This window comes from Yoonia rosea (genome assembly GCF_900156505.1).
Lineage (GTDB): Bacteria > Pseudomonadota > Alphaproteobacteria > Rhodobacterales > Rhodobacteraceae > Yoonia > Yoonia rosea.
This window is the reverse complement of record NZ_FTPR01000001.1, coordinates 2,153,291-2,175,622: the sequence shown is the minus strand read 5'-3', so window position 1 is coordinate 2,175,622 and position 22,332 is coordinate 2,153,291. Positions and strand designations below refer to the sequence as shown.

Annotated in this window: 25 protein-coding genes; 17 read left to right on the top strand and 8 right to left on the bottom strand. The window is 57.3% G+C overall.

Going from position 1 to position 22,332, the window contains the following annotated elements; genetic code table 11:
- Nucleotides 1–80 precede the first annotated feature (80 nt).
- The 5 genes from B0B09_RS10880 to B0B09_RS10860 all read left to right on the top strand — a co-directional run bounded on the left by B0B09_RS10880 (nt 81) and on the right by B0B09_RS10860 (nt 4,851).
- A complete protein-coding gene (locus tag B0B09_RS10880) occupies nt 81–419 on the top strand; it encodes a P-II family nitrogen regulator (protein WP_055297178.1) in 339 nt (112 codons plus the stop codon).
- 22 nt (nt 420–441) lie between these two features.
- Nucleotides 442–1,749 carry an ammonium transporter AmtB gene (gene amtB / locus B0B09_RS10875; RefSeq protein ID WP_076659596.1) on the top strand — a complete coding sequence of 436 codons (1,308 nt, stop codon included), beginning with the start codon at nt 442–444 and terminating at the stop codon, nt 1,747–1,749.
- A 235-nt stretch (nt 1,750–1,984) separates the two neighbouring features.
- Entirely contained in the window at nt 1,985–2,986 is a 1,002-nt protein-coding gene (gene dgcN, locus B0B09_RS10870; protein ID WP_076659594.1) for an N-acetyltransferase DgcN, read from the top strand.
- Between the two features lie 42 nt (nt 2,987–3,028).
- Entirely contained in the window at nt 3,029–3,988 is a 960-nt protein-coding gene (gene dgcA, locus B0B09_RS10865) for an N-acetyl-D-Glu racemase DgcA (protein WP_076659592.1), read from the top strand.
- Complete coding sequence (locus B0B09_RS10860) at nt 3,985–4,851, top strand: D-amino-acid transaminase (protein ID WP_076659591.1); 867 nt, start codon at nt 3,985–3,987, stop codon at nt 4,849–4,851. The genes dgcA and B0B09_RS10860 overlap by 4 nt, the downstream gene beginning before the upstream one ends.
- Before the next feature lie 127 nt (nt 4,852–4,978).
- On the opposite strand, the gene B0B09_RS10855 is transcribed toward B0B09_RS10860, so the two are convergent.
- From B0B09_RS10855 to B0B09_RS10840, 4 genes are all read right to left on the bottom strand, one after another.
- On the bottom strand, nt 4,979–6,187 hold the full coding sequence (locus tag B0B09_RS10855; RefSeq protein WP_084190779.1) for a type 2 periplasmic-binding domain-containing protein: 1,209 nt from the start codon (nt 6,185–6,187) through the stop codon (nt 4,979–4,981).
- A gap of 302 nt (nt 6,188–6,489) precedes the next feature.
- On the bottom strand, nt 6,490–6,933 hold the full coding sequence (locus B0B09_RS10850) for a tellurite resistance TerB family protein (RefSeq protein WP_076659589.1): 444 nt from the start codon (nt 6,931–6,933) through the stop codon (nt 6,490–6,492).
- 9 nt (nt 6,934–6,942) lie between these two features.
- Nucleotides 6,943–7,236: a DUF1244 domain-containing protein gene (locus B0B09_RS10845; protein ID WP_055297190.1), complete on the bottom strand. Its 294-nt coding sequence runs from the start codon at nt 7,234–7,236 to the stop codon at nt 6,943–6,945.
- Nucleotides 7,237–7,248: 12 nt separating this feature from the next.
- A complete protein-coding gene (locus B0B09_RS10840) occupies nt 7,249–7,986 on the bottom strand; it encodes an N-formylglutamate amidohydrolase (protein WP_076659588.1) in 738 nt (245 codons plus the stop codon).
- Nucleotides 7,987–8,103: 117 nt separating this feature from the next.
- Here B0B09_RS10840 and pyk point away from each other — a divergent pair, with 117 nt between their 5' ends.
- The 4 genes from pyk to rplT all read left to right on the top strand — a co-directional run bounded on the left by pyk (nt 8,104) and on the right by rplT (nt 10,537).
- Nucleotides 8,104–9,549 carry a pyruvate kinase gene (pyk, locus tag B0B09_RS10835; protein ID WP_055297194.1) on the top strand — a complete coding sequence of 482 codons (1,446 nt, stop codon included), beginning with the start codon at nt 8,104–8,106 and terminating at the stop codon, nt 9,547–9,549.
- Between the two features lie 28 nt (nt 9,550–9,577).
- The gene (locus tag B0B09_RS10830; RefSeq protein WP_055297196.1) at nt 9,578–9,805 is read left to right on the top strand and encodes a hypothetical protein; all 228 of its coding nucleotides are present in this window, start codon (nt 9,578–9,580) and stop codon (nt 9,803–9,805) included.
- Nucleotides 9,806–9,956: 151 nt separating this feature from the next.
- On the top strand, nt 9,957–10,157 hold the full coding sequence (rpmI, locus tag B0B09_RS10825; protein WP_055297198.1) for a 50S ribosomal protein L35: 201 nt from the start codon (nt 9,957–9,959) through the stop codon (nt 10,155–10,157).
- A gap of 17 nt (nt 10,158–10,174) precedes the next feature.
- The gene (gene rplT / locus B0B09_RS10820) at nt 10,175–10,537 is read left to right on the top strand and encodes a 50S ribosomal protein L20 (protein WP_055297200.1); all 363 of its coding nucleotides are present in this window, start codon (nt 10,175–10,177) and stop codon (nt 10,535–10,537) included.
- Between the two features lie 193 nt (nt 10,538–10,730).
- On the opposite strand, the gene B0B09_RS10815 is transcribed toward rplT, so the two are convergent.
- The gene (locus tag B0B09_RS10815) at nt 10,731–12,149 is read right to left on the bottom strand and encodes an HD-GYP domain-containing protein (protein WP_242654376.1); all 1,419 of its coding nucleotides are present in this window, start codon (nt 12,147–12,149) and stop codon (nt 10,731–10,733) included.
- A 476-nt stretch (nt 12,150–12,625) separates the two neighbouring features.
- Between B0B09_RS10815 and B0B09_RS10810 the strand changes: the two genes are divergently transcribed.
- The 7 genes from B0B09_RS10810 (at nt 12,626) to B0B09_RS10780 (ending at nt 18,780) form a co-directional block, all read left to right on the top strand.
- Nucleotides 12,626–12,997, top strand: coding sequence for a hypothetical protein (locus B0B09_RS10810; protein ID WP_207552145.1), 372 nt, complete (start codon nt 12,626–12,628; stop codon nt 12,995–12,997).
- A gap of 196 nt (nt 12,998–13,193) precedes the next feature.
- Nucleotides 13,194–14,267 (top strand): phenylalanine--tRNA ligase subunit alpha, encoded by a 1,074-nt coding sequence (gene pheS, locus B0B09_RS10805; protein WP_076659586.1) that lies wholly within the window; start codon nt 13,194–13,196, stop codon nt 14,265–14,267.
- Nucleotides 14,264–14,686, top strand: coding sequence for a hypothetical protein (locus B0B09_RS10800; RefSeq protein WP_076659585.1), 423 nt, complete (start codon nt 14,264–14,266; stop codon nt 14,684–14,686). Before pheS ends, B0B09_RS10800 begins: the two co-directional genes overlap by 4 nt.
- Before the next feature lie 407 nt (nt 14,687–15,093).
- Nucleotides 15,094–15,522, top strand: coding sequence for an ASCH domain-containing protein (locus tag B0B09_RS10795; protein WP_076659583.1), 429 nt, complete (start codon nt 15,094–15,096; stop codon nt 15,520–15,522).
- A gap of 48 nt (nt 15,523–15,570) precedes the next feature.
- On the top strand, nt 15,571–15,777 hold the full coding sequence (locus B0B09_RS10790; RefSeq protein ID WP_055686923.1) for a hypothetical protein: 207 nt from the start codon (nt 15,571–15,573) through the stop codon (nt 15,775–15,777).
- Between the two features lie 92 nt (nt 15,778–15,869).
- Nucleotides 15,870–18,266: a phenylalanine--tRNA ligase subunit beta gene (pheT, locus tag B0B09_RS10785; protein WP_076659582.1), complete on the top strand. Its 2,397-nt coding sequence runs from the start codon at nt 15,870–15,872 to the stop codon at nt 18,264–18,266.
- 49 nt (nt 18,267–18,315) lie between these two features.
- A complete protein-coding gene (locus tag B0B09_RS10780; RefSeq protein WP_055293486.1) occupies nt 18,316–18,780 on the top strand; it encodes a YtoQ family protein in 465 nt (154 codons plus the stop codon).
- Here B0B09_RS10780 and B0B09_RS10775 read toward each other — a convergent pair.
- Nucleotides 18,777–19,637 (bottom strand): hypothetical protein, encoded by an 861-nt coding sequence (locus B0B09_RS10775; protein ID WP_076659581.1) that lies wholly within the window; start codon nt 19,635–19,637, stop codon nt 18,777–18,779. The genes B0B09_RS10780 and B0B09_RS10775 overlap by 4 nt on opposite strands.
- A 112-nt stretch (nt 19,638–19,749) precedes the next feature.
- Nucleotides 19,750–20,445, bottom strand: a complete 696-nt coding sequence (locus B0B09_RS10770; RefSeq protein ID WP_076659579.1) for a glutathione S-transferase family protein — start codon at nt 20,443–20,445, stop codon at nt 19,750–19,752.
- A gap of 160 nt (nt 20,446–20,605) precedes the next feature.
- Here B0B09_RS10770 and mscL point away from each other — a divergent pair, with 160 nt between their 5' ends.
- On the top strand, nt 20,606–21,040 hold the full coding sequence (mscL, locus tag B0B09_RS10765; protein WP_055293492.1) for a large conductance mechanosensitive channel protein MscL: 435 nt from the start codon (nt 20,606–20,608) through the stop codon (nt 21,038–21,040).
- 57 nt (nt 21,041–21,097) lie between these two features.
- On the opposite strand, the gene ald is transcribed toward mscL, so the two are convergent.
- Complete coding sequence (gene ald / locus B0B09_RS10760) at nt 21,098–22,216, bottom strand: alanine dehydrogenase (protein ID WP_055293494.1); 1,119 nt, start codon at nt 22,214–22,216, stop codon at nt 21,098–21,100.
- Between the last annotated feature and the right edge of the window lie 116 nt (nt 22,217–22,332).

The window sequence follows — 22,332 nt, the reverse complement described above, 5'->3', positions numbered from 1 at the left end:
GGTGATGGCGGGCTCTTTGTCTTCGTGCAAGCGGGCGCTGCCGAAATTGGGCCTGCAGTAGTATTTGCAAGGGGAAGAACGTGAAACTCATCATTGCAACAATCAAACCGTTCAAGCTGGAGGAGGTCCGCGAGGCGCTGACCACCGTTGGCGTGCGCGGCATGATGGTGTCTGAAATCAAGGGCTTCGGCTCACAATCCGGTCACACTGAGATCTACCGCGGTGCGGAATACGCGGTGAACTTCGTGCCAAAGGTCAAGCTCGAGATCGTCGTGCAGGACAGCATGGCCGAGCAGGTCGTGTCTACCATCGCAACCACCGCCAAGACCGAGAAGATCGGCGACGGCAAGATCTTCGTACTCGACGTTGAAAGTGCGCTGCGCGTGCGGACCGGCGAGACCAATGATGACGCGCTTTGATCGCGGAACGAGGGACAAAACTATGAAACTGACGAAATATCTTTCAGTTGGCGCGGCCTTGACGCTGCTTCCGACTTTCGCGCTGGCGCAGGATGCCGCGCCGAGCTTTGACGAAATCGGCCCGTATCTCATGACCACATTGCTGTTCCTTGTGGGCGGCTTCCTTGTGTTCTGGATGGCAGCGGGCTTTGCCATGCTTGAGGCAGGTTTGGTGCGGTCCAAGAACGTGGCGATGCAGCTGACAAAGAACATCGCACTCTTTTCCATCGCAGCCATCATGTACTGGCTGGTGGGCTTCAACCTGATGTATCCGGGTGATTTCAACGGCTACTTCGCACTGAACTTTGTACCAACAGTGCTTGAGCCTGTCGGCCTTTCCGCGTCTGACGCAGCACTGGATTACGCATCCGTAGCATCCGACTTCTTCTTCCAGTTGATGTTCGTTGCGGCGACTGCGTCGATCGTTTCCGGCGCATTGGCCGAGCGTATCAAGCTGTGGCCGTTCCTGATCTTCGTCGTGATCCTGACTGGCCTGATGTACCCTATTTCGGGGTCTTGGCAGTGGGGCGGCGGCTGGTTGTCCGAACTGGGCTTCTCCGACTTCGCTGGTTCCACAATCGTACACTCCGTTGGCGGCTGGGCTGCTCTGGCTGGTGCGCTGATCCTTGGCCCACGTCTGGGCAAGTACAAGGACGGCAAAACCGTGCCAATGCCTGGTTCGAACCTCGCTCTTGCGACACTGGGTACCTTCATCCTGTGGCTGGGTTGGTTCGGCTTTAACGGTGGTTCGCAGCTGGCTGCGGGTACTGTTGGCGACATCACAGACGTTGGCCGCATCTTTGCGAACACCAACATGGCAGCTTCTGCCGGTGCGGTGACTGCACTGATCCTGACACAGATCCTGTACAAGAAGGTCGACCTGACAATGGTTCTGAACGGCGCATTGGCCGGTCTGGTCTCCATCACAGCCGAGCCTCTGGCGCCATCGCTCTTCGGTTCGCTTCTGACGGGTGCCGTTGGTGGTGTGATCGTGGTCTTCACAGTGCCACTGCTCGACAAGTTCAAGATTGATGACGTTGTCGGCGCGATCCCTGTCCACCTCTTCGCAGGTATCTGGGGTACACTGGCTGTTGCCTTCTACACAGGTAACTGGGGTGCGCAGATCACAGGTATCATCGCTTACGGTGTCTTCACCTTCGTGATTGCTCTGGTCGTTTGGATCATCCTCAAAGGCGTCATGGGTATCCGTGTCACCGAAGAGGCCGAGATCAACGGTTTGGACATGTCTGAACTGGGCATGGAAGCCTATCCTGACTTCTCAAAAGGCTGATATCCTCCCATTAGCTTTTCACGGCCCGGGCGTTCGCGCCCGGGCTTTTTTGTTGGGGCGGTGGATATCCTATCCACCTTACGGAACTGCTCCGTAATTTCTTCGAAGAAAAGTATATTTGACGCAAGAAATTGCCGGGATTTCCGTTACAAGCGTGCCATTCAGCGATGCAATTGCGCTGTGATGCGCGATATCTTCCACACAACACGAAACACATGATATCCGGAGCCTTTCCATGATCCAGACCCCCTATCTTTTGTTCCTCGGCGATGCCCCAGATCAACTGGCCGCGAAAGTGGCCCAAGGGATCAAGGACTGGCGTCCTGAGAACGCCCTTGGCCAATTCCGGATGCCGGGATGTGGTGCCGACCTCGGGATTCCCGATATGACCTTGGAAGAGGCCCAAGCGGCTGGTGTCAAAACTTTGGTGATCGGTGTGGCTAACCGTGGTGGCTATATCTCCAAGGCGTGGAAAGAGGTTTTGGTGACCGCCCTGCGCATGGGGTTTGATATTGCGTCAGGCCTGCACAATCTGTTGCGGGATGAGGACGAGTTGATGGCCGCTGCCCGCGTGAGTGGCAGGACGCTTTTTGATGTGCGTATTCCGTCCGTCGCCTATCCGATTGCGAATGGTAAAAAGCGGACCGGCAAGCGCTGCCTTGCGATCGGCACCGATTGTTCGGTCGGCAAGATGTACACCGGCCTTGCGATGGATGCCGAGATGCAAAAGCGCGGCATGAAATCCACCTTCCGTCCCACAGGCCAGACGGGCATCCTGATTACCGGCGGTGGTGTGCCGCTGGATGCGGTGATTGCGGATTTCATGGCGGGCGCGGTTGAATATCTGACCCCTGACAATGACCCTGACCATTGGGATCATATCGAAGGGCAGGGCAGCCTGTTCCATGTGTCCTACTCGGGCGTCACAATGGCCCTGATCCATGGCGGCCAGCCGGATGCCTTGGTGCTTGCCCATGAGCCCACCCGCACCCACATGCGCGGGTTACCGGATTACGCATTGCCCAGCCTTGAAACCCTGCGTGACACCGCGCTGCCCATCGCGCGCGTGGCAAACCCCGCCTGTCAGATTGTGGGCGTGTCGGTCAACACGCAGCACCTGTCCGAGGACGAGGCTATTGCCTATATGGCCGAAGTGGAAAAACGCATGGGTCTGCCGACCGTGGATACATACCGTCAGGGGGCTGCGCGTTTGGTGGACGCGCTGGCAGAACTTTGATGCCTCCGGCGGGAGTATTTTTGGCAAGATGATGAGGGTATCATGAAAGTCAGCGTGACGCGCGATGTGTTCCAACTGGCCGAGGTCTTTACGATCAGTCGCGGGTCACGGACCGAGGCACAGGTCCTGACTGTTACCGTTGAAGGTGATGGCGCGCGCGGCATGGGTGAATGCGTTCCTTATGCGCGCTACGGCGAAACGCTGGAGAGTGTGAGCGCGCAGATTGCGGGTTTCACGGGTGCGTGGCCCGATTTGCCCGACGCCTTGCCAGCGGGGGCCGCGCGCAACGCGCTTGATTGCGCGTTCTGGGATCATGCGGCCAAGCGTGCAGGCAAACGTGTCTGGGACCTGTTGGGTCTGCCCGCACCAACCCCAGAAATTACTGCCTTTACGCTCTCGCTCGACACGCCCGAGGCGATGCAACGGCAAGCCGTCAAACATGCGTCCCGCCCCTTGCTCAAGATCAAGCTTGGTACGCCCGACGATATGGCACGCCTTGAAGCGGTGCGCCGTGGGGCGCCGGATGCGGATATTATCGTGGACGCTAATGAGGGTTGGACGGCGGAGGTCTATGCCGATCTCGCGCCGCATCTGATCCGCCTTGGTGTGAAAATGGTGGAACAACCGTTGCCTGCAGATGCGGATGATATGTTGGCTGAAATCGCACGCCCCTTGCCTGTTTGCGCCGATGAAAGCTGTCATGACCGTGGCAGCCTGCCCGCGTTGCGCGGCAAATATGACATGATAAACATCAAGCTGGACAAAACCGGAGGCCTGACCGAGGCGCTGGCGCTGAAACGGCAGGCACAGGCCGAGGGTTACGGTGTGATGGTTGGCTGCATGGTCGGATCGTCACTTGCGATGGCACCGGCCACGATCCTTGCACAGGGTGTGGCATTCACCGACCTTGACGGGCCGCTGTTATTGGCCGAAGACCGTGATGAACCTTTGCAATTCGATCACCTGGGCGTGCACCCGCCCGCCACAGCACTTTGGGGATGACCATGCGGACAGTCTATGTCAACGGCGCGTATCTGCCGGAAAACGAAGCAAAAGTCTCGATCTTTGATCGCGGATTTCTGATGGCGGATGGGGTGTATGAAGTCACCTCTGTGCTGGACGGCAAGCTGATCGATTTCGCAGGCCATGCCAAGCGGTTGGAACGGTCACTGAACGAGCTGCATATGCCGCACCCTGACGTTCTGCCGGATCTCTTGGAGGTCCACCGCGAGTTGGTGCGCCTGAACGGCATTGAAGAGGGTATGATCTATCTGCAGATCACCCGCGGCGCCCCTGAAGACCGCGATTTTGTCTTCCCTGACCCCGAGACGACAAAACCCACTGTGGTGCTGTTTACCCAGAACAAACCCGGGCTTGCCAATAGCCCTGCCGCGAAAAAAGGTATCAAGGTCATCTCGATCGAAGACCAGCGCTGGGCGCGCCGCGACATCAAAACCGTGCAACTGCTGTTCCCGTCGATGGGCAAGATGATGGCCAAGGCTGCCGGTGTCGATGATGCGTGGATGGTCGAGGATGGGGCCGTGACCGAAGGTACGTCGAACAACGCCTATATTATCAAAAACAACACGATCATCACGCGGCATCTGGGCAATGAAATCCTGCATGGGATCACGCGCGCTGCTGTGCTCCGCTTTGCACGTGAGGCACAGATGAAGGTCGAGGAACGCAGCTTTACGATTGCCGAAGCCCAAGACGCGGATGAGGCGTTTATCACATCCGCCAGCACCTTTGTGATGCCGGTGGTCGAGGTGGATGGTGTCGCGGTTGGCGCAGGAACGCCGGGGCCTGTGGCGACCCGGTTGCGCGAGATTTATCTGGAAGAAAGCCGGAAGGCCGCTGTCTGAAGGGCGCATTGCTTTTCACGACGGGGAAAGAGTGCTCTGCAAGATAGAAAGACCCGACACTTAGGTGCCGGGTCTTGATCTTTGCATTATGCGCTGTGGCGGTCTTTTTGATCCCACCGGTCACGCATCAATTTGTGGCGGCAACCACTTCTTTCACAAGATCGTAGAGTTCTTGTGCGGGAAAACCTGCGGCGGATTGTTCTGCAATCCATTGCGCAGCCGCAGGTCCGGCAACTTCACGGTTGATCGCCGTTGTGATCTCGTCATTGATCGTGATTTCGACAATGTCGCGTTCCGCGAGGGCAGGGCCCCATGCGTCCATTGTCGCGCCATTATAGTTATCCACGTAGTAATCAATCGCCTCACCCACAGATGACAAGAGCGCCACACGGTGCGCTGACGGCAACCGTTCAAGCGCAGAGGTGTTCACGACCACCGGACAGTTTGTGGTGCCGGGGTTCAGGTTGGTTGTCCACCACGTGCCACTATCAAGTGTGCCGAATGCCATATGGGCATGGGGGGCAAATGCCACGGCTGAAACGGTGCCATCACGCAAGGCTTCTGCGACCTGTGGTGCCGGAATGACAGATGCAACTGCGCCCAATGCTTCGACCGCCTGGCCCACGCCACCGGCGGCGCGAATTTGCATTCCGTTGAAAGACGCCAACGACGTTGGCGGGAACCCAACGCCAAGGATGTTGTTTTGCGGTTGCGGTGATGGCATCAGAATAGTGGCATTCCAGCGCGCCATATCCGCTACTGTGGCGGGGTGCTCATAAACGGCAAACGATACTGCAACTTCTTGCTCAAGCGTCGAGACGCCAAGAAACGGCAATTCCAGCACGGTGACAGTCGGGGTTTTTTCAGGGTGATAGCCCGCACAGAACTGCGCCATCTCGAACGTACCGGCCTGAATGCCCTCAAGGTTTTCGCGCGCAGGGGCAAGACCACCATAGGACAGGTTCAGAGTGAACCGCCCGTCGGTTTTTTGGTCAACGAGTTCCGCAATCCTTTCGATGTGCTCGGTAAAGGCCCGTCGCTGGCCCCACAAGGACACATCCCACGCCACAATTGAGTCGGCACTCAGTTCGGCGCCCGGGCAGCCAGGGCCACTGCACTCAACAGAGCTTGCCTGAACGCGCAAAGGGCCGAGGGTGGAGTCGATGATATAGGTGTCACCGGTAAAATCGAGAAGTTCACCAGACACCGTCGTCGAGCCGTTGATTGCGGTGAGGGTAACGGGTTCAGCGGCGAGGGGTGCCGCTACGCAAAGAAAGGAACTCGCAATAAGCCACTTCTTGAGTGTGAGCCAATGGGAACTTGATGCGTTCTGCATGTTTTCTTACCTCTTTAGGTTACGGAAGCCGTTTAAAAACCAACACAATGTCGATTTTTTGCGAGCTTTGTAGCCGGACTAGAGAACCATTTGGGCGAAAAGAAGCCGAAAAAAGGTGCAAAGTTAGATCAGTGCGCGCGTCAGGGTTGCACGGGTCGAATTGGGGGGCTGCGGCTTTCATTCCTGTTGGCACATGGCACAGGAAATAGGGGGGGCTGCCCGCTCTGTAAGGCAAGGTCCGGCGCTGCGTGCTGTCGCACGTTCACTCTGCGCCGGCTTTGCATCTTTTGCTAAATGATATGCTAACTGGGCTCCGCCTGCAGCTGCAACTCTTTCGCGCGCTCGGGCCCCACACCGAACACGGCTTCGATCTGGTGCAGCACCTCGTCTTCCTCTACGTGCATGATCCCATCAGCAAAGACGACCTGCCAAAGCGCCAACAGCGTCGCTTCTTTTTCCGCGGTGCCGATCGCAGTCTCGAGGATTGCGGCAATATCTGTCGTCTGGGGAATTTTACGTTCCAAAAGTTCGCACTCGGCGCGCATTTTGGCGGCGGCAACAGGGTTGATGCCGTGACGCTGCGCCAAGATTTTGTCGATCATCGCGATTTCTTCGACAAGATAGGTATGGTCGGCTTTGGCCGCCCGGACCAGTAGCGCGCCCATCGCATGTTGCGCGTCCGCTTCAGGCAGGGGCGTGTGATAGCCTGCGGGATTGCCGAAAAACGCTGTGAGCCGTTCAAGCATGGCTGTTCCTTATCCGTGGCTGTCCTTGAAGGCCTCTTTGGCCGCAGGGCTTGCCTCAGTCTGATAGTTCGCTTTCCATTCGGCCATGGTCATTCCGTAAAACGCCTCACGACCTTCGTCCTTGGTCATCGGAATACCGCGCTCGTTCGCGGCTTCCTGATACCAGCGTGCCAAGCAATTCCGGCAGAATCCTGCAAGGTTCATCATGTCGATGTTTTGCGCGTCGGTGCGGTCTTCCATCAGGTGCTTTTGCAACCTGCGAAAGGCAGCAGCTTCGATCTCGATACGGGTCTGGTCGTCCATGGTCTTGTCCTCTCAAAGGCCTGATTGGGCCAGTACGTCTGTTAATATAGGGGCCAGCCGGTTTGCCCAATGGGTTTGTCCTGCTTCATCCGCGATCAAGTCCTGACGTAACTCAATCAACACATTCGGGCGGCCATGCTGTAAGGCATGCCTGTCTACGGCGTCACCTGGCAGGTGGCCTGCATAGGGTTGGTTGTCACCTGTACACCACCCTGCCGCGCGACAGGCCGCCATGAATGGCGTGGCAAGCCGTGCGTCATCGGCATAAAGCACGCCAATCTCCCAAGGGCGCGGATGCCGCCCTTGCAAGCGCGGCGTGAAACTATGTACGGCACAGATCACCGGATTATCCATCTTGTTGGCCAAGTCCGCATAGGCGGCATGATAAGGCCGGTAGAGCCGCTGCAAGCGTTCTTCTTTTTCGGCGTCATCGGCGTTGCGGTTGCCCGGAATAATCGTGCCATCATAAAGGCGCATCATGATCGTGGGGTCATCCTCACCCCTGTTGGGGTCGCACACCAGCCGTGAAAACCGTGACAGGATCGCAGGACTGTCCAGCGCTTCGGCCAATTTGCGTGTGACACCTGCCGCGCCGATATCATAGGCGATATGGCGCTGCATATCCGCCTCAGGCAGGCCCAGATCGCCGCCGTGCACCCAATCCGGCACGATATTTGTGGCGTGATCACAGGCAATCAGCCAGCGTCCGCTGCGGTTTTCACCAATGATTTTGTAAGGGTCATGTGTCATAGCGGTGTCATTCCTTTGACACAGGATTTAGGCTAGTTGAAGCAGGAATGGAATTGCGCAATAAGGGCGCAACTCAATCTGTTACCGCTAACGGTAGCGATGCACGAAGGAATGACTATGAGACGCCACCGTAATGTGAAAATCGTCGCAACACTTGGCCCTGCTTCCAATGATTACGAGATGATCCGCGCCCTGCACGAGGCCGGTGCCGATGTGTTCCGGCTGAACATGTCGCACGGGGATCATGCCGAAATCAAAGCGCGCCATGCGATTATCCGGCAGGTGGAAAAAGACCTCGATAGCCCGATTGCCATTCTGGCAGATTTGCAGGGGCCGAAACTGCGGGTCGGCGTCTTTGCCAATGGTGAAGAAGAGCTGGTGCCGGGTGCGGACTTCCGTCTTGATCTGGATGATGCCGAGGGCGACGTGCACCGCGTAAAGCTGCCGCACAAAGAAATTTTTGACGCGCTTGAACCAGGTGCGCATCTTTTAGTTAACGACGGCAAAATCAAACTGCGGGTCAAAGACTGTGGCGCGACCTTTGCCAATTGCGAAGTCATCGTGGGCGGCACGATTTCCAACCGCAAAGGCGTGAACGTCCCTGACGTGATCCTGCCGCTGGCCGCATTGTCGGAAAAAGACCGCAAGGATCTGGAATTCGTTTGCGATCTGGGTGTTGACTGGTTGGCGCTTTCGTTCGTTCAGCGCCCTGCAGACGTGGAAGAGGCGCGCGCGCTTGCCAAAGGCCGTGCCGCGATCCTGTCAAAAATCGAAAAGCCGAACGCGGTCAAGGTCTTTGACAGCATCCTTGCCGTGTCTGACGGCATCATGGTCGCGCGTGGTGATCTGGGTGTTGAATTGCCGGTGCAGAACGTCCCGCCGATCCAGAAACAGCTGGTGCGCAAATGCCGTGCCGCGGCGAAGCCCGTCATCGTGGCAACACAGATGCTCGAGTCCATGATCGACAGTCCGATGCCGACACGTGCCGAGGTGTCGGATGTGGCCACGGCGATCTATGAGGGGGCTGACGCGATCATGTTGTCGGCCGAATCCGCCGCAGGCTCTTTCCCGATTGAGGCCGTCACCACGATGAGCAATGTCGCAGCCGAGGTCGAAGCCGACCCGACCTATACCGAAATTATCGAGGCGTCGCGCAAATCCGACGGCAAGACCGTCGCAGACGGAATCGTGTCCGCCGCCCGAGAGATTGCCGAAACAACGGATGTCAAAGCGATCTGCTGTTTCTCGCAATCCGGCACGACCGCTCTGTTGGTATCGCGCGAACGCCCGCGTGTGCCGATCATTGCCTTGACCAATCACATCACGACCGCGCGGCGGCTCTGCCTGTCATGGGGCACGAATTGTGTGCTTTCCGGTCAAGTGGACCGCTTTAAGGATGCTGTCATTGCCGCAGTCCGTGCCGCAAAGGCCCAGAACCTTGCGGGTGAGGACGACATGGTCGTCGTTACCGCAGGTGTGCCTTTCAATACGCCGGGGTCTACAAATATCTTGCGGGTTGCCCCTTGTGCAGAGCGTTTGATTTACGCAGTAGAACAAGAGTAACATCGCAAAGCAGCATCGGTAGGGCGCCATGGATTATGATCTTATTTTTGTGATCGGTTTGACGATGGTCGCCTTTGCAATCCCGTCAGCTGTCAGCGCTTATTCCGATTGGCGCTGGCCCAAGAATGCGCTTGCTTTGCTGGTGATAGGGGCGGGAAGCATGGCTTATGCGGCGCAGGAAAACCCCGGGGCCTATGCGCTTGATACGGTCGATGATGTGATCCTCCGTGTCGTGGCGACAGTGATCGGCTCCTGAAGCCCGCTTTGCCTTTCATAGCAGGGTAAAACGCGAAACACCTCTTGCAATACCCCCACCCCTGTCGTATCAGCCGCGCCTGAGCCCGCGCGTCCGGCCAAGATGGCATGCCGAGTCGCGCGATTAGACCGAACCTTTGAAGGAGACGGAAATGCCGAAGATGAAAACGAAATCGAGCTGCAAAAAGCGGTTCAAAGTGACGGCTTCTGGCCGTGTTGTGGCGGGCCAGGCTGGCAAACGTCACGGCATGATCAAGCGCACGAACAAATTCCTCCGTAACGCTCGTGGGACAACCACACTGAGCAAGCAAGACGAGGGTATCATCAAGCCGATGATGCCTTACGCACGTTAATTAGAGGGAATTGAGATATGCGCGTTAAAGGTGGAACCGTCACGCACCGTCGTCACAAAAAAGTACTCGACGCTGCCAAAGGTTATTATGATCGCCGCTCCAAGACCTTCAAGGTCGCGGCACAAGCGGTCGACAAAGCCAACCAGTATGCAACCCGTGACCGTCACAACCGCAAGCGCAACTTCCGCGCTTTGTGGATCCAGCGGATCAACGCAGGTGTGCGCTCGGTTGACGAGACACTGAACTATTCCAAGTTCATCAACGGCCTGACACTGGCTGGCATCGAAGTGGACCGTAAGGTTCTTGCTGATCTCGCCGTGAACGAGCCTGAGGCATTTGCCGCTGTTGTTGGAAAAGCCAAGGATGCGCTGGCTGCTTAAGCCCCGCACCCGACCGGAAAACAAAGGCCGCTCAGGAAACTGGGCGGCCTTTTTCGTCAGATAGTTCGGCAGATCATGTGAATGAGTTTGCAGTAACGCAGGCGCGAAGGCTGCTCAATTTCTGGCCGCCCAGTTATCTGTTTGCGGCGCGAACCGGACGGTCTGCGATGCGCAGGCTGGACGCCAGAGATCTTCAAATCTCATCGGGGCTTGCCAGCTTAGCAAGCCCACCTTGCAGTGCAGCAAAGCAGACGGGGTCAAAGGCGGCTTCAACATCTGCGGCCATGATTTCCAGCGCTTTCGCGATCGGCATTGCCGCCCGGTAGGGCCTGTCCGCAGTGAGTGCATCAAAAACATCCGCAACGGCGAGTATGCGGGCTTCTAGGCAAAGGTCTTTGCCACCCAGTCCCGCAGGATATCCTTTCCCATCCACACGTTCATGGTGCGCCCCGGCAACGGGTGCAATATCGCAAAAGGCCTCGACCCGTTCGAGGATTGTCTGACTATATTTCGGATGCGTCCGGATGGTTGCCCATTCGGTGGCATCCGGTCGTCCCGGTTTGTCGAGAATCTGATTGCTCACCGCCAGTTTGCCAAGATCATGCAAGAGCGCCGCGCGCCGCAGCCAGCGCCGGTGATCCGCCGAAAGCCCGAGTTCCTCGGCGATCATGTCGGTATAGAGGGTGACACGGTTGGAGTGGTCGGCCGTAAAGGGCGATTTTGCATCGACGACATCGGAAAAGGCCGAGGCGATATCGTCAAGATAGTCCTCGTCGACATCAAGGGCCGTTTCGCTTGGGTCGAGTGAGAAAACAAGTTCTGCCAAATCTGGATCGTTCAGGCGCGTCCAAAAGTCAGGCGTTGCGCTGGCCGTTTTAAGCGCTGCCACCAGAGCCGGATCAAACCAGTCGCCGGCGCGTCCTTCGATTTCTGCCATTGCGGCCTCTGGGCCCTGCGCTGAATGAAAAATGTCGACGACCTGCGCCATCAGGGCGATGTTTGAAATACGCGGTATATCATCGCCAGACAGCCCGAGTGGTTTGCCGCCGCCGCCCCAGTGCTCATCAAGCGATCTGATGCCCTCCTGGACAGCCTTCGAAAACCGCATCTTTGCCGCAATATCTGCGCCACGGTTGCAACGGGTTTCAATCAGTTCGCGGCTAATGTCGCCCCCGTTGCGCAAGATATTGACGGTCGCGCGCAACCTTTCACTGAGCCCGGCGCCCAGCCCGGTTTTGGTGAAGACAAACCGCAATGCGGCCGAGAGACTCCCGTCGATCATCTTGAAATCACGTTTGAAGGTGATGTCATCTGCAATGTAGAGTTCACAAATTCGTGCCGCATTGCTGCTGCAGCCAAGATCTTTCAGCAAAAGGGTGAAATAGAGGTCCTCATAGGCTTGCCCGGTTATCTCCAAGGCTTTGCCAATGCGTGTCCCGATCCAGCAACAGCGAATGCAATGCCCTGGCGGCTGGCCTTCCGTCATATCAAGTGCATAGCTCATCGCCCCGAGAAGCGAACCCAGCCGTAGCGCACGCGGCGGCGCGTGAGTACCTGCCGCCGTATAAAGGCTCTTCGCGGCAATAACGGGGGCTGCGGTCTGCATAAACATGCACGCGTCTTACGACAGCAAAGTTAAGAGGAGCTTAGGCACCGCGCATCGGGAGTTTTTTCAGTCGCTGTACGGATCAGATAGTCCCTTTGTGTGCCGGGTCACAATTTGAAGTAAATTTTCAATATTCTGTCTTAATTGGAACATATCCTCACGCGATCAGCAGACCAATGAAAAGGCGGGTGCCGTCCCGTTTTTGTATCTAGTGCGAGTTGAGAAGGACCAGTGATATGTTCGATATGTTTGGTAACGCCAATCTGCTGCGGCGCTGCGGCAAAACCCAACAACCGACAGGTCCCCGCGCGTTTTTCAAGAAATTCCAACAAGATGACAATGGCGCTGTCACTGTCGATTTTGCCGTTGTTACTTCTCTTGCCGTTATTCTGGGGGTTGGCGCATCACAAGCCACGTTGAACGGGGCCAGAGCCTTTGCAATGGACATGGCAGAGGCCATGGGGGATATACAACCGCCTCCTATGGATGATGCTGGGAACGGCAACGGCAATGGCGGCAACGGTAACGGCAATGGCGGCAACGGCAATGGCGACGGCGGCAATGGCGACGGCGGCAACGGCAGTGGCAACGGCGGCAATGGCGACGGCGGCAACGGCAGTGGCAACGGCAATAACGGCAACGGCAGTGGCAATAACGGCAGTGGCAATGGCAATAGCGGCAATGGCAACGGCAATAACGGCAACGGCAACGGCAATGGCAACGGCAATAACGGCAACGGCAACGGCAATGGCAACGGCAATAACGGCAACGGCAACGGCAACGGTAATAACGGCAACGGCAATAACGGCAACGGCAAAGGCGGTAACGGTAACAACGGCAGAGGCAATCGCTGACGTTTACAGGCTGCTCTCTCCAGCAAAAGGCCCCACCTTGCGCACCATTTACAGTTTTGTCCCAGATTGCCCTGTGTCTGACCAGTTGGTCTAGACTCCGGCGCGGCCGCCACGCTTGCCGCGCCAAGGCTGAACGCTTCTTGCAACCATGGCACCATTTCGCTAACTCCGCTGGGACGATTGCAAGAGGTGCGGCATGGACGATCTGAAACAAAAATACCTTGGCTTGATTGCCGGTGCCGCCGATGAGGCCGCCATCGAAGACCTGCGCGTGCAGGCCGTCGGCAAAAAGGGCGAGATCAGTTTGCAGATGCGGGAATTGGGCAAGATGACGCCCGAGGAACGCCAGACCGCAGGCCCTGCGCTGAATGCGCTGAAGGATGAGATCAATTCCGCACTGGCGGCCAAGAAAATGGCGCTGGCTGATGCCGCCCTTGATGCGCGTTTGCGCGACGAATGGCTGGATGTGACGCTGCCTGCACGTGATGCGCGGCAAGGGTCAATTCACCCCATCAGCCAGGTGACCGAAGAGGTGACCGCGATCTTTGCCGACATGGGGTTCCGTGTGGCCGAAGGCCCGCAGATCGAAAGCGACTGGTACAACTTTGACGCCCTGAACATCCCCGACCACCACCCTGCGCGGGCTGAGATGGACACGTTCTATACCCACCGTGCCGAAGGCGATGACCGCCCGCCGCATGTGTTGCGCACGCATACATCACCGGTGCAAATCCGCTCGATGGAGGCGACAGGCGCACCGACCCGCATCATCTGCCCCGGTCGTGTGTACCGCGCCGATTATGACCAGACCCACACGCCGATGTTCCATCAGGTCGAGGGGCTCGCGATTGACAAAGATATCAGCATGGCGAACCTGAAATGGGTACTGGAAGAGTTCGTGAAAAGCTACTTCGAGGTTGACCACGTCGACATCCGCTTCCGCGCGTCGCACTTTCCTTTCACAGAACCATCGGCCGAGGTCGACATCCGCTGTTCATGGGAAGGCGGCACGCTCAAAGTGGGCGAGGGCGACGACTGGCTGGAAATCCTCGGTTCCGGCATGGTGCACCCCAAGGTGCTGCAAGCAGGCGGGATCGACCCTGCGGAATGGCAAGGCTTTGCTTTTGGCATGGGCATCGACCGGATCGCGATGCTAAAATACGGCATCCCCGATCTGCGGGCGTTCTTTGACAGCGATCTGCGGTGGTTGCGGCACTACGGCTTCAGCGCGCTGGATGTGCCGACGCTGCATGGTGGGTTGAGTAGGTGAGTTTACTTGGAAGACTTCTTGGTCGGAAGAAGAAGGAATTCACTGCTTCTTTCACACTCGCTCATACTAGGGGCTTCCAACAGAAAGTTGTTGGTGAGGCAAGCTATCAGAATGCTATCAGCAACATTGTAGGAGGCAAGTCAGAACGCTCTGCCAAGTATGAGTGCATTGCGGTCTTAGTGCCTGATGATGTTAACCCGTATGACGCTAACGCAGTTGAAGTAAGGATAAATGGTCTATTGGTGGGTTATCTGCCAAAAACCGATGCAACGAAATACCGAGATGAGCTGAAGGCTCTTGATCCTAGCCTGCCTATAGCCGCTGCACGCGCAAAGATTGTAGGTGGATGGATTGATGAAGAATCCGAAGGGCATTTTGGTGTGAAACTTAATCTGAAATGGCCATTGACTCCGACTTAGCCTCGCGTGTTGACGAAGTTTCCGCCCGGCTCGCCGGGCAGCGCCCGGACCTCCCCCATGGGGAGGGCGCTTTTGCAACGCTGCAAACATCACCAGCCGGACCGATCGACTCAATGCTCCGCCAAATCGAACCGTCGCAGCGCCCACCCCGAGGTCCGTGCGTTGCCCTTCGGTTGCATTTGGTTGCCGCGCCCCTGGGGCTTCGCCCGTTTGAACCTGAAAAGGTCCGCGCGATCATCTCCAAGCCGGTTGACCATGAAATCCACGTTCCGGCACGGCATGTGTTTTGCCTTTTGTGGGTTTCACCCACCCTACCTGACAAACTCTTGCCCGCTTTGGGTCCTGCCCTAACGTTCCGCGCCAAATCCCTGTAGGGTGGGTGAAACCCACGCGAGAAAGCCACCCCCATGACCAACGACACCGAAGACCTCCAAGACACATACCCCGGCGCAGGGACGTTCAAATTCGGCGATAGCGCGCAACTCTGCCAACACCTGATCGCCCTTGTCCGCCAAGGCAAAAAGACCGCCACCTGCGGCGCGCTGGCCGATTTCGACGGCGAACCCGAGGCGATGCCCGTCGTCGGCCGTTGCGATATCGCGGCGAATTGGGACGGCACGCCCGCATTGGTCATCCGCACCACCAAGGTAGAAGAAATCCGCTATTGCGACGTGACCGAAGAGATGGCGCTGGCCGAGGGCGAGAATGACAGCCTTCTGGGCTGGCGCAAGGATCACAAGGCGTATTTCAAACGCAACGGCGGGTTTGACCCTGAAATGATGCTGGTCTTCGAACACTTCGAACTGGTTGAGGATTTGGCAGGGCGCGAGTTGTAGGCCGTGCGCCGGGGTTTTCCCCGGCGACCACAACGCTATATCAAGTCGATGCAACGGCTCTGGCTCATCATCCTTCTGACCTTCATCATTGGCGGCCACATCGCGATGTGGACCTCGGACATGCCGCGCGATCTGGCATTGCGGCTGACGCTGATCAACGCGGCTGGCTGGGGCGTGATCCTGATCCCTGCATGGCTGGTGTCAAAGTGGGCTGCGGCACATCAACGTCGCAGCGATCCGCAGTCCCGGACCTGATCCGGGACCTCACCGCTGCGTAACGCCCTCTTCCCCCTCTGCGCGTAATCCGCTAAGCCCTTCGCAACAGATTTAACCCGCAGGACGGACCCATGAAATTCACGCTTTCCTGGCTGAAACACCACCTTGAAACCGACGCCTCTGTTGCGGACATCGCCTATGCGCTGACCGATCTGGGGCTCGAGGTGGAAGGCATCGAAAACCCCATCGACAAGCTGGCGGATTTCACCATCGGCAAGGTGGTTTCGGCGGAAAAGCACCCCGATGCCGACAAACTTCAGGTTTGTCAGGTCGAAACGGCAGATGGCCCGACCCAGATCATCTGTGGCGCACCCAACGCACGCGCAGGCATCACCGTCGTGATCGCCAGCCCCGGCACCTCTGTCCCCGGCATCGACACGACGATCGGCGTGGGCAAGATCCGCGGCATCGAAAGCTATGGCATGATGTGTTCCGAGCGCGAGATGGAACTCTCAGAAGAACATGACGGTATCATCGAACTGCCCTCGGGCGAGGTGGGACAGCGGTTCACCGACTGGCTGGCCGAGAACAGTCCTGAAAAAGTCGACCCTGTGATTGAAATCGCGATCACGCCAAACCGCCCTGATGCACTTGGCGTCCGTGGCATCGCCCGCGATCTGGCGGCGCGCGGCATCGGCAAACTGCTTCCCCTATCGGTTGATCCTGTGCCCGCGTCCTTCAAGGCCGATCTTGGTGTGAGTATTGCCGAGGATACCTTGGACGGCTGCCCCGTCTTCTGTGGCCGCCTGATCAAAGGGGTCAAGAACGGCCCCAGCCCTGAATGGCTGCAAGCGCAGCTGCGCGCCATCGGGTTGCGTCCGATCAGTTTTCTGGTGGATGTGACCAATTGGTTCACCTACGACCTGAACCGCCCGCTGCATGTCTTTGATGCCGATAAGGTGCAAGGCAACCTGCGCGTCCATCGCGCTGCTGGTGGCGAGACCCTCACAGCGCTTGATGACAAGGACTATACCCTGCAAGCAGGCCAGATGGTGATTTCGGACGACAACGGCCCCGAAAGCATTGCGGGGATTATGGGCGGGCTTGCGACAGGCTGCACCGAAGAGACCGTAAACGTCTTCGTCGAAAGTGCCTATTGGGATCCCGTGCAGATCGCCTACACAGGCCGCGCGCTCAAGATCAACTCGGATGCGCGGTACCGGTTCGAGCGTGGTGTTGACCCTGCATTCACGCCAGAGGGGCTTGAACATGCGGTGCGGATGATCGTCGATCATGCGGGCGGCGAGGTGTCTGAAGTGATTCAGGCAGGTGCTGTGCCCGATACGTCGCGCGCTTATAAACTTGACGCCAAGCGCGTCATATCGCTGGTGGGTATGGAGATTTCGGAATCTACCCAGCGCAGCACATTGACCGATCTTGGTTTTGTGATGGAAGGCAATATGGCCCATGTGCCGTCTTGGCGTCCCGATGTGCAGGGCGAGGCTGATCTGGTCGAAGAAGTCGCGCGGATCGCGTCCTTGACGAAACTCAAAGGCAAGCCTTTGCCGCGCATTGACGCGGGCGTCCCCAAGCCAATCCTGACACCCGGTCAGATGCGTCAACAGGCGGCACGCCGGACCGCGGCAGCGCTGGGCTACAACGAATGTGTAACCTACAGCTTTATTGATGCCGAGGCGGCCAAGCTCTTTGGCGGTGGCGATGATGCGACCATGCTGGAGAACCCGATCAGTTCGGAGATGTCGCATATGCGGCCTGCATTGCTGCCCGGTCTGTTGCGGGCAGCGGCGCGCAATCAGGCGCGCGGTTTCATGGATATGGGCCTGTTTGAGGTCGGCGCAGGTTTCCACGGCGGTGAGCCGGGTGAACAGCACATGCTGGTCTCGGGTGTGTTGATCGGGCGAACAGGCCCCAAGGACGTGCACGGGACAGCGCGCCCGGTTGATCTGTACGATGCCAAGGCCGATGCCGAGGCGATCCTGGCGGCAATCGGCGCGCCTGCGAAAGTACAGATCCTGCGTGGCGCGGATGATTGGTGGCACCCCGGACGGCATGGCAAGATTTGCCTCGGGCCGAAGAAGGTGTTGGGTATCTTTGGTGAACTGCACCCGCGCGTGCTGCGCGAGATGGATATCAAAGGGCCTGCTGTGGCCTTTACCATCTGGCCCGATGAAGTTCCTCTGCCCAAGAACAAATCTGCCACACGTTCCGCACTTGTCGCCACGGATCTGCAAGCGGTCGAGCGCGATTTTGCCTTTGTCGTCGATACGCAGGTCGAGGCGCTGACGCTGGTCAACGCCGCCGCGGGTGCGGATAAGTCCCTGATCACCGACGTGCGCGTCTTTGACGAATTCATTGGCGGGTCGCTGGGTGAAGGCAAGAAATCCCTGGCTGTGACCGTGCGTTTGCAGCCGACCGAGGCGACGTTGAAGGACGCCGATATCGAAGCGGTCAGCGCCAAGATTGTGGAGAAAGTGACGAAAGCCACGGGTGGTGTCCTGCGCGGGTAATTCTGCGCCGCGCCAACGGCCTGTACGAAACAAACGAAGGAGCCCCAATATGACCCTCAAGATTTACCTCTCCGGCGAAATCCACACCGACTGGCGCGAGCAGATCATCACCGGTGCAGCGGGGCTTGATGTGGTGTTTGACGGGCCGGTGACGGACCATGCTGCTTCGGACGATTGTGGCGTTGCGATCATGGGCGCGGAAGACAAGAAGTTCTGGCATGACAACAAAGGTGCGAACCTGAATGCGATCCGCACGCGACATGGGCTACAGAATGCCGATATCGTGGTGGTCCGCTTTGGCGACAAATACAAACAGTGGAACGCAGCCTTTGATGCGGGCTATGCGGCGGCTCTTGGTAAATCACTGATCGTGATGCACGGGCCGGAACATCAGCATCCGCTCAAAGAGGTTGACGCGGCCGCCCTCGCTGTTGTGGAAGAGCCGCAGCAGGTGGTTGATATCCTCGCTTACGTTTTGAACGGGACGTTGCCTGAAAAGGGGGCGGGGCTTTAGCGGTCTTTGAAAGCTTGTAATTCAGCTTCGATTTTGCCGCTAATTCCGCTCGTCAAATCATTCGTCCAGTAGCCCACGCGACCATGATGATCGACGATCCGCTCATCTTTACCTGCGGCCAGCAATTTTTCGAGTTTTGTGTTTCTTCCAGCAAAGGTCACAACAACGATCTGTTGCCGGAGCCTCTTTCGGAAAATCGCAAAGAGGCGCGTGATCCACATGGCAGGTGCTAGAAATTCAAGCCGGAAATAGGAGACCAGATGCGTGGGGAAACCGCGTAGCTTTTCTTGGCAGCTCCATCCAATAAAGCGATCATCATGCAACAACCGTTTGGGCAGCTTGCCTGCTGCGAAGAGCGTTCTGAACTTTTCTGTTGGGTTGCCTGGAAACCGGTTTTTGAACACAAAACATGATGAATTGCCTGCGGTAAAGTACTTGCCACCGGAAAGCCGAAACCGGGCTCGCCGAAAGCGGGAAAAACGCCGCGGGAAAACATCAATCGTCCAGATATCGGCCTTCTCTGCGAGCACCGCAATTTTATCAAGATTTCCGACAATCATGGAGTCGAGGTCAACATAAATGCAGACATCGCCCTCTGGGACTGTGGGGAGATCAAACATACAAATCTTGATCGGCAGTCCACTCCGCTTGAAATCGTCGCGGTTAAAGTCCTCGGGGAACGGCACTAACGTCGCCCTGCTGTCTATCGCTCTGTCCAAGCGGTCTGTCAGGACGCAAACGCCTTTACAATTTGTGGAATGCCTCAGGGCGCTGAAGATAAGCCGGTTGCAGTCGTCATCAGAGTATTTTTCGCCCCAGATGACGAGTACGAGCCACCATTCTTGATTGTCGCGCATCCTACAATTTCCTGAATACCAGCCCTTCCACCCACTAATCCATGAAAGGCAGTGTGTCCAGTGACGCACCATGGTGCTTGGCCCCGGTGCGTCTGCTGACTCTTTCGTCAGTTCAAGATGGATCGGGAATATTTTTGGCCTTGTCCACCGCAGGCCGTTCGAAAAATCGCGTGACATAGGCCGGCACGTTTTTCAGATCGTCATAGCCGACCTCGTCTTTGGTGCCGTAAAATCCCAGCGCGTTCACCCATGGCGCAATCGCCATATCCGCGATGGAATAATCGCCCGCGATCCAGTCTTTGCCGGCAAGTTCTTTGTCGAGGACGGCCAACAGACGGATCGCCTCATCGCGGTAGCGTTCACGCGGGCGGGGATCCTCGATCTGTGAGCCTGCAAATTTGTAGAAGAACCCCATCTGACCAAGCATAGGTCCGAGGCCACCCATCTGGAACATCAGCCACTGGGTGATCTTGTGCTTGTCTGCCGTTGTCGCGCCGATGAATTTGCCGGACTTTTCGGCCAGATAGAGCAGGATGGCACCGCTTTCGAACAGCCCAATTGCGCCGTCAGGCCCATTCGGGTCAATGATCGCGGGAATTTTGTTGTTGGGGTTCAGCGACAGAAAGGCATCGCTTTTCACGTCGGCATCGCTGAGCGTGACAAGGTGCGGTTCATACGCCAGCCCCATCTCTTCAAGCGCAATAGAGACTTTGACGCCGTTGGGGGTAGGGAATGAATAAAGCTGGATCACGGACGGGTCCTTTGCGTGCCAGCGTTGTGTGATCGGAAAGTCCGATAAATCGGCCATGTGTAGTGGTCCTTCTATCTCGTTTTGCAATCCACCGAAGGTAGGGGGAAAAACCGCAAACAAAAACCCGTTCCACTGTTCAAAAATATGGTTAATACTGTGCGCGCAGCCGCAATAGGGAATTAACCGTAGGCTGAAAAACAAGAAATGGGGACAAAGAATGCTTAATGAATTCAAAACGTTTATTGCCAAGGGGAATGTCATGGACATGGCCGTTGGTATCATCATCGGTGCCGCATTTACGGCCATCGTCACATCGCTTGTTGGCGATTTGATCAACCCTATTATCGGCCTTGTGTCCGGCGGTGTTGATTTCACGAACAACTACGCCGTACTTGCCGGAGAAGTGCCTGCGGGCGCATCGCTGGAAGCCGCGCGCGAGGCAGGTGCATCGATCTTTGCCTACGGCGCGTTCATCATGGCCATCATCAATTTTCTGATTATTGCCTTCGTTGTCTTCATGCTGGTGAAAATGGTCAACAAGGTCAAAGACGCTGCGATGAAAGAGGAAGAGGCTGCACCGGAAGCGCCGAAGGGTCCGACAGCAGAAGAACTGTTGGCCGAAATTCGCGATGCGCTCAAGGCGAACGCCTGATTTTAACTGCCGCAGGTAGAAAGGGCCCGCTTTTTGCAAGCGGGCCCTTTTCTGTGTCTACGCTTTAAGCGCCAGTGATGGCGACAAAACGTCAATCCCCAAGGCCTTGCCGACGGCATAGTAGGTCAGGTTGCCTGCATGGACGTTCAGACCGTTCAGCAGATGTGGATCATCTTCGCAGGCCTGCCGCCAGCCTTTGTCGGCCAACGCGAGCATGAACGGCATGGTGGCATTCCCAAGTGCGATCGTGGACGTGCGCGCCACAGCACCCGGCATGTTGGCCACGCAATAGTGCATGATCCCGTCGACATCATAGACAGGGTCTTCGTGGGTTGTGGCCTTTGACGTCTCGAAACAACCGCCTTGGTCAATCGCCACGTCAACAAGTGCCGCACCCGGTTTCAACTCGGAAAGTTGCGCGCGCGAGATCAGCTTGGGCGCCGCCGCACCCGGGATCAGGACTGCGCCGATGATCATGTCGGCCTGACGTGCCAGCTCAATTGTGTTGCCTGCATTGGCGTAGCCGTTCTTGAAAACGCCGCCGAACGTATCATCCAGATAGCGCAGACGCGGCAGGGACCGGTCCAGCACGGTGACATCAGCGCCCATGCCCGCCGCGATGCGCGCCGCATGGGTGCCGACAACACCGCCGCCGATGACCAGCACGCGGGCAGGGCCAACACCCGGTACGCCACCCATAAGAACACCGCGCCCGCCGTTGGCCTTTTGCAGCGTCCATGCGCCGACCTGCGGTGCCAGACGCCCTGCGACCTCTGACATGGGCGCCAAGAGCGGCAGCCCGCCGCGATCGTCGGTCACTGTTTCGTAGGCAATGCAGGTTGCACCGGACTCCATCAGGTCTTTGGTTTGTTCGGGGTCCGGCGCAAGGTGCAGATAAGTAAACAAAATCTGACCTTCGCGGAGCATTTTGCGCTCTTTGGGCTGTGGTTCTTTCACTTTTACAACCATATCGGCTTTTTCGAACACTTCTGCAGCGGTGCCTACAATTGCGGCCCCGGCATCAGTGTAATCGGCGTCGGTAAAGCCCGCGCCATTGCCAGCGCCGGACTGGATTGTCACGGTGTGGCCGTGGTTGACGGCTTCAAAGGCTGCGTTCGGTGTCAGGCCGACGCGAAATTCTTGTGGTTTGATCTCTGTTGGGCATCCAATATGCATGACCGGTTCCTCCTGTGTCTGTTGGAAGTATCACGCCGCTTCGCTGCAATTTCATCGGAGTGTCCTTGGATGTTCTAGGTATTTGCGGTAGAACTGTGTGCAAAAGTATCATTTGT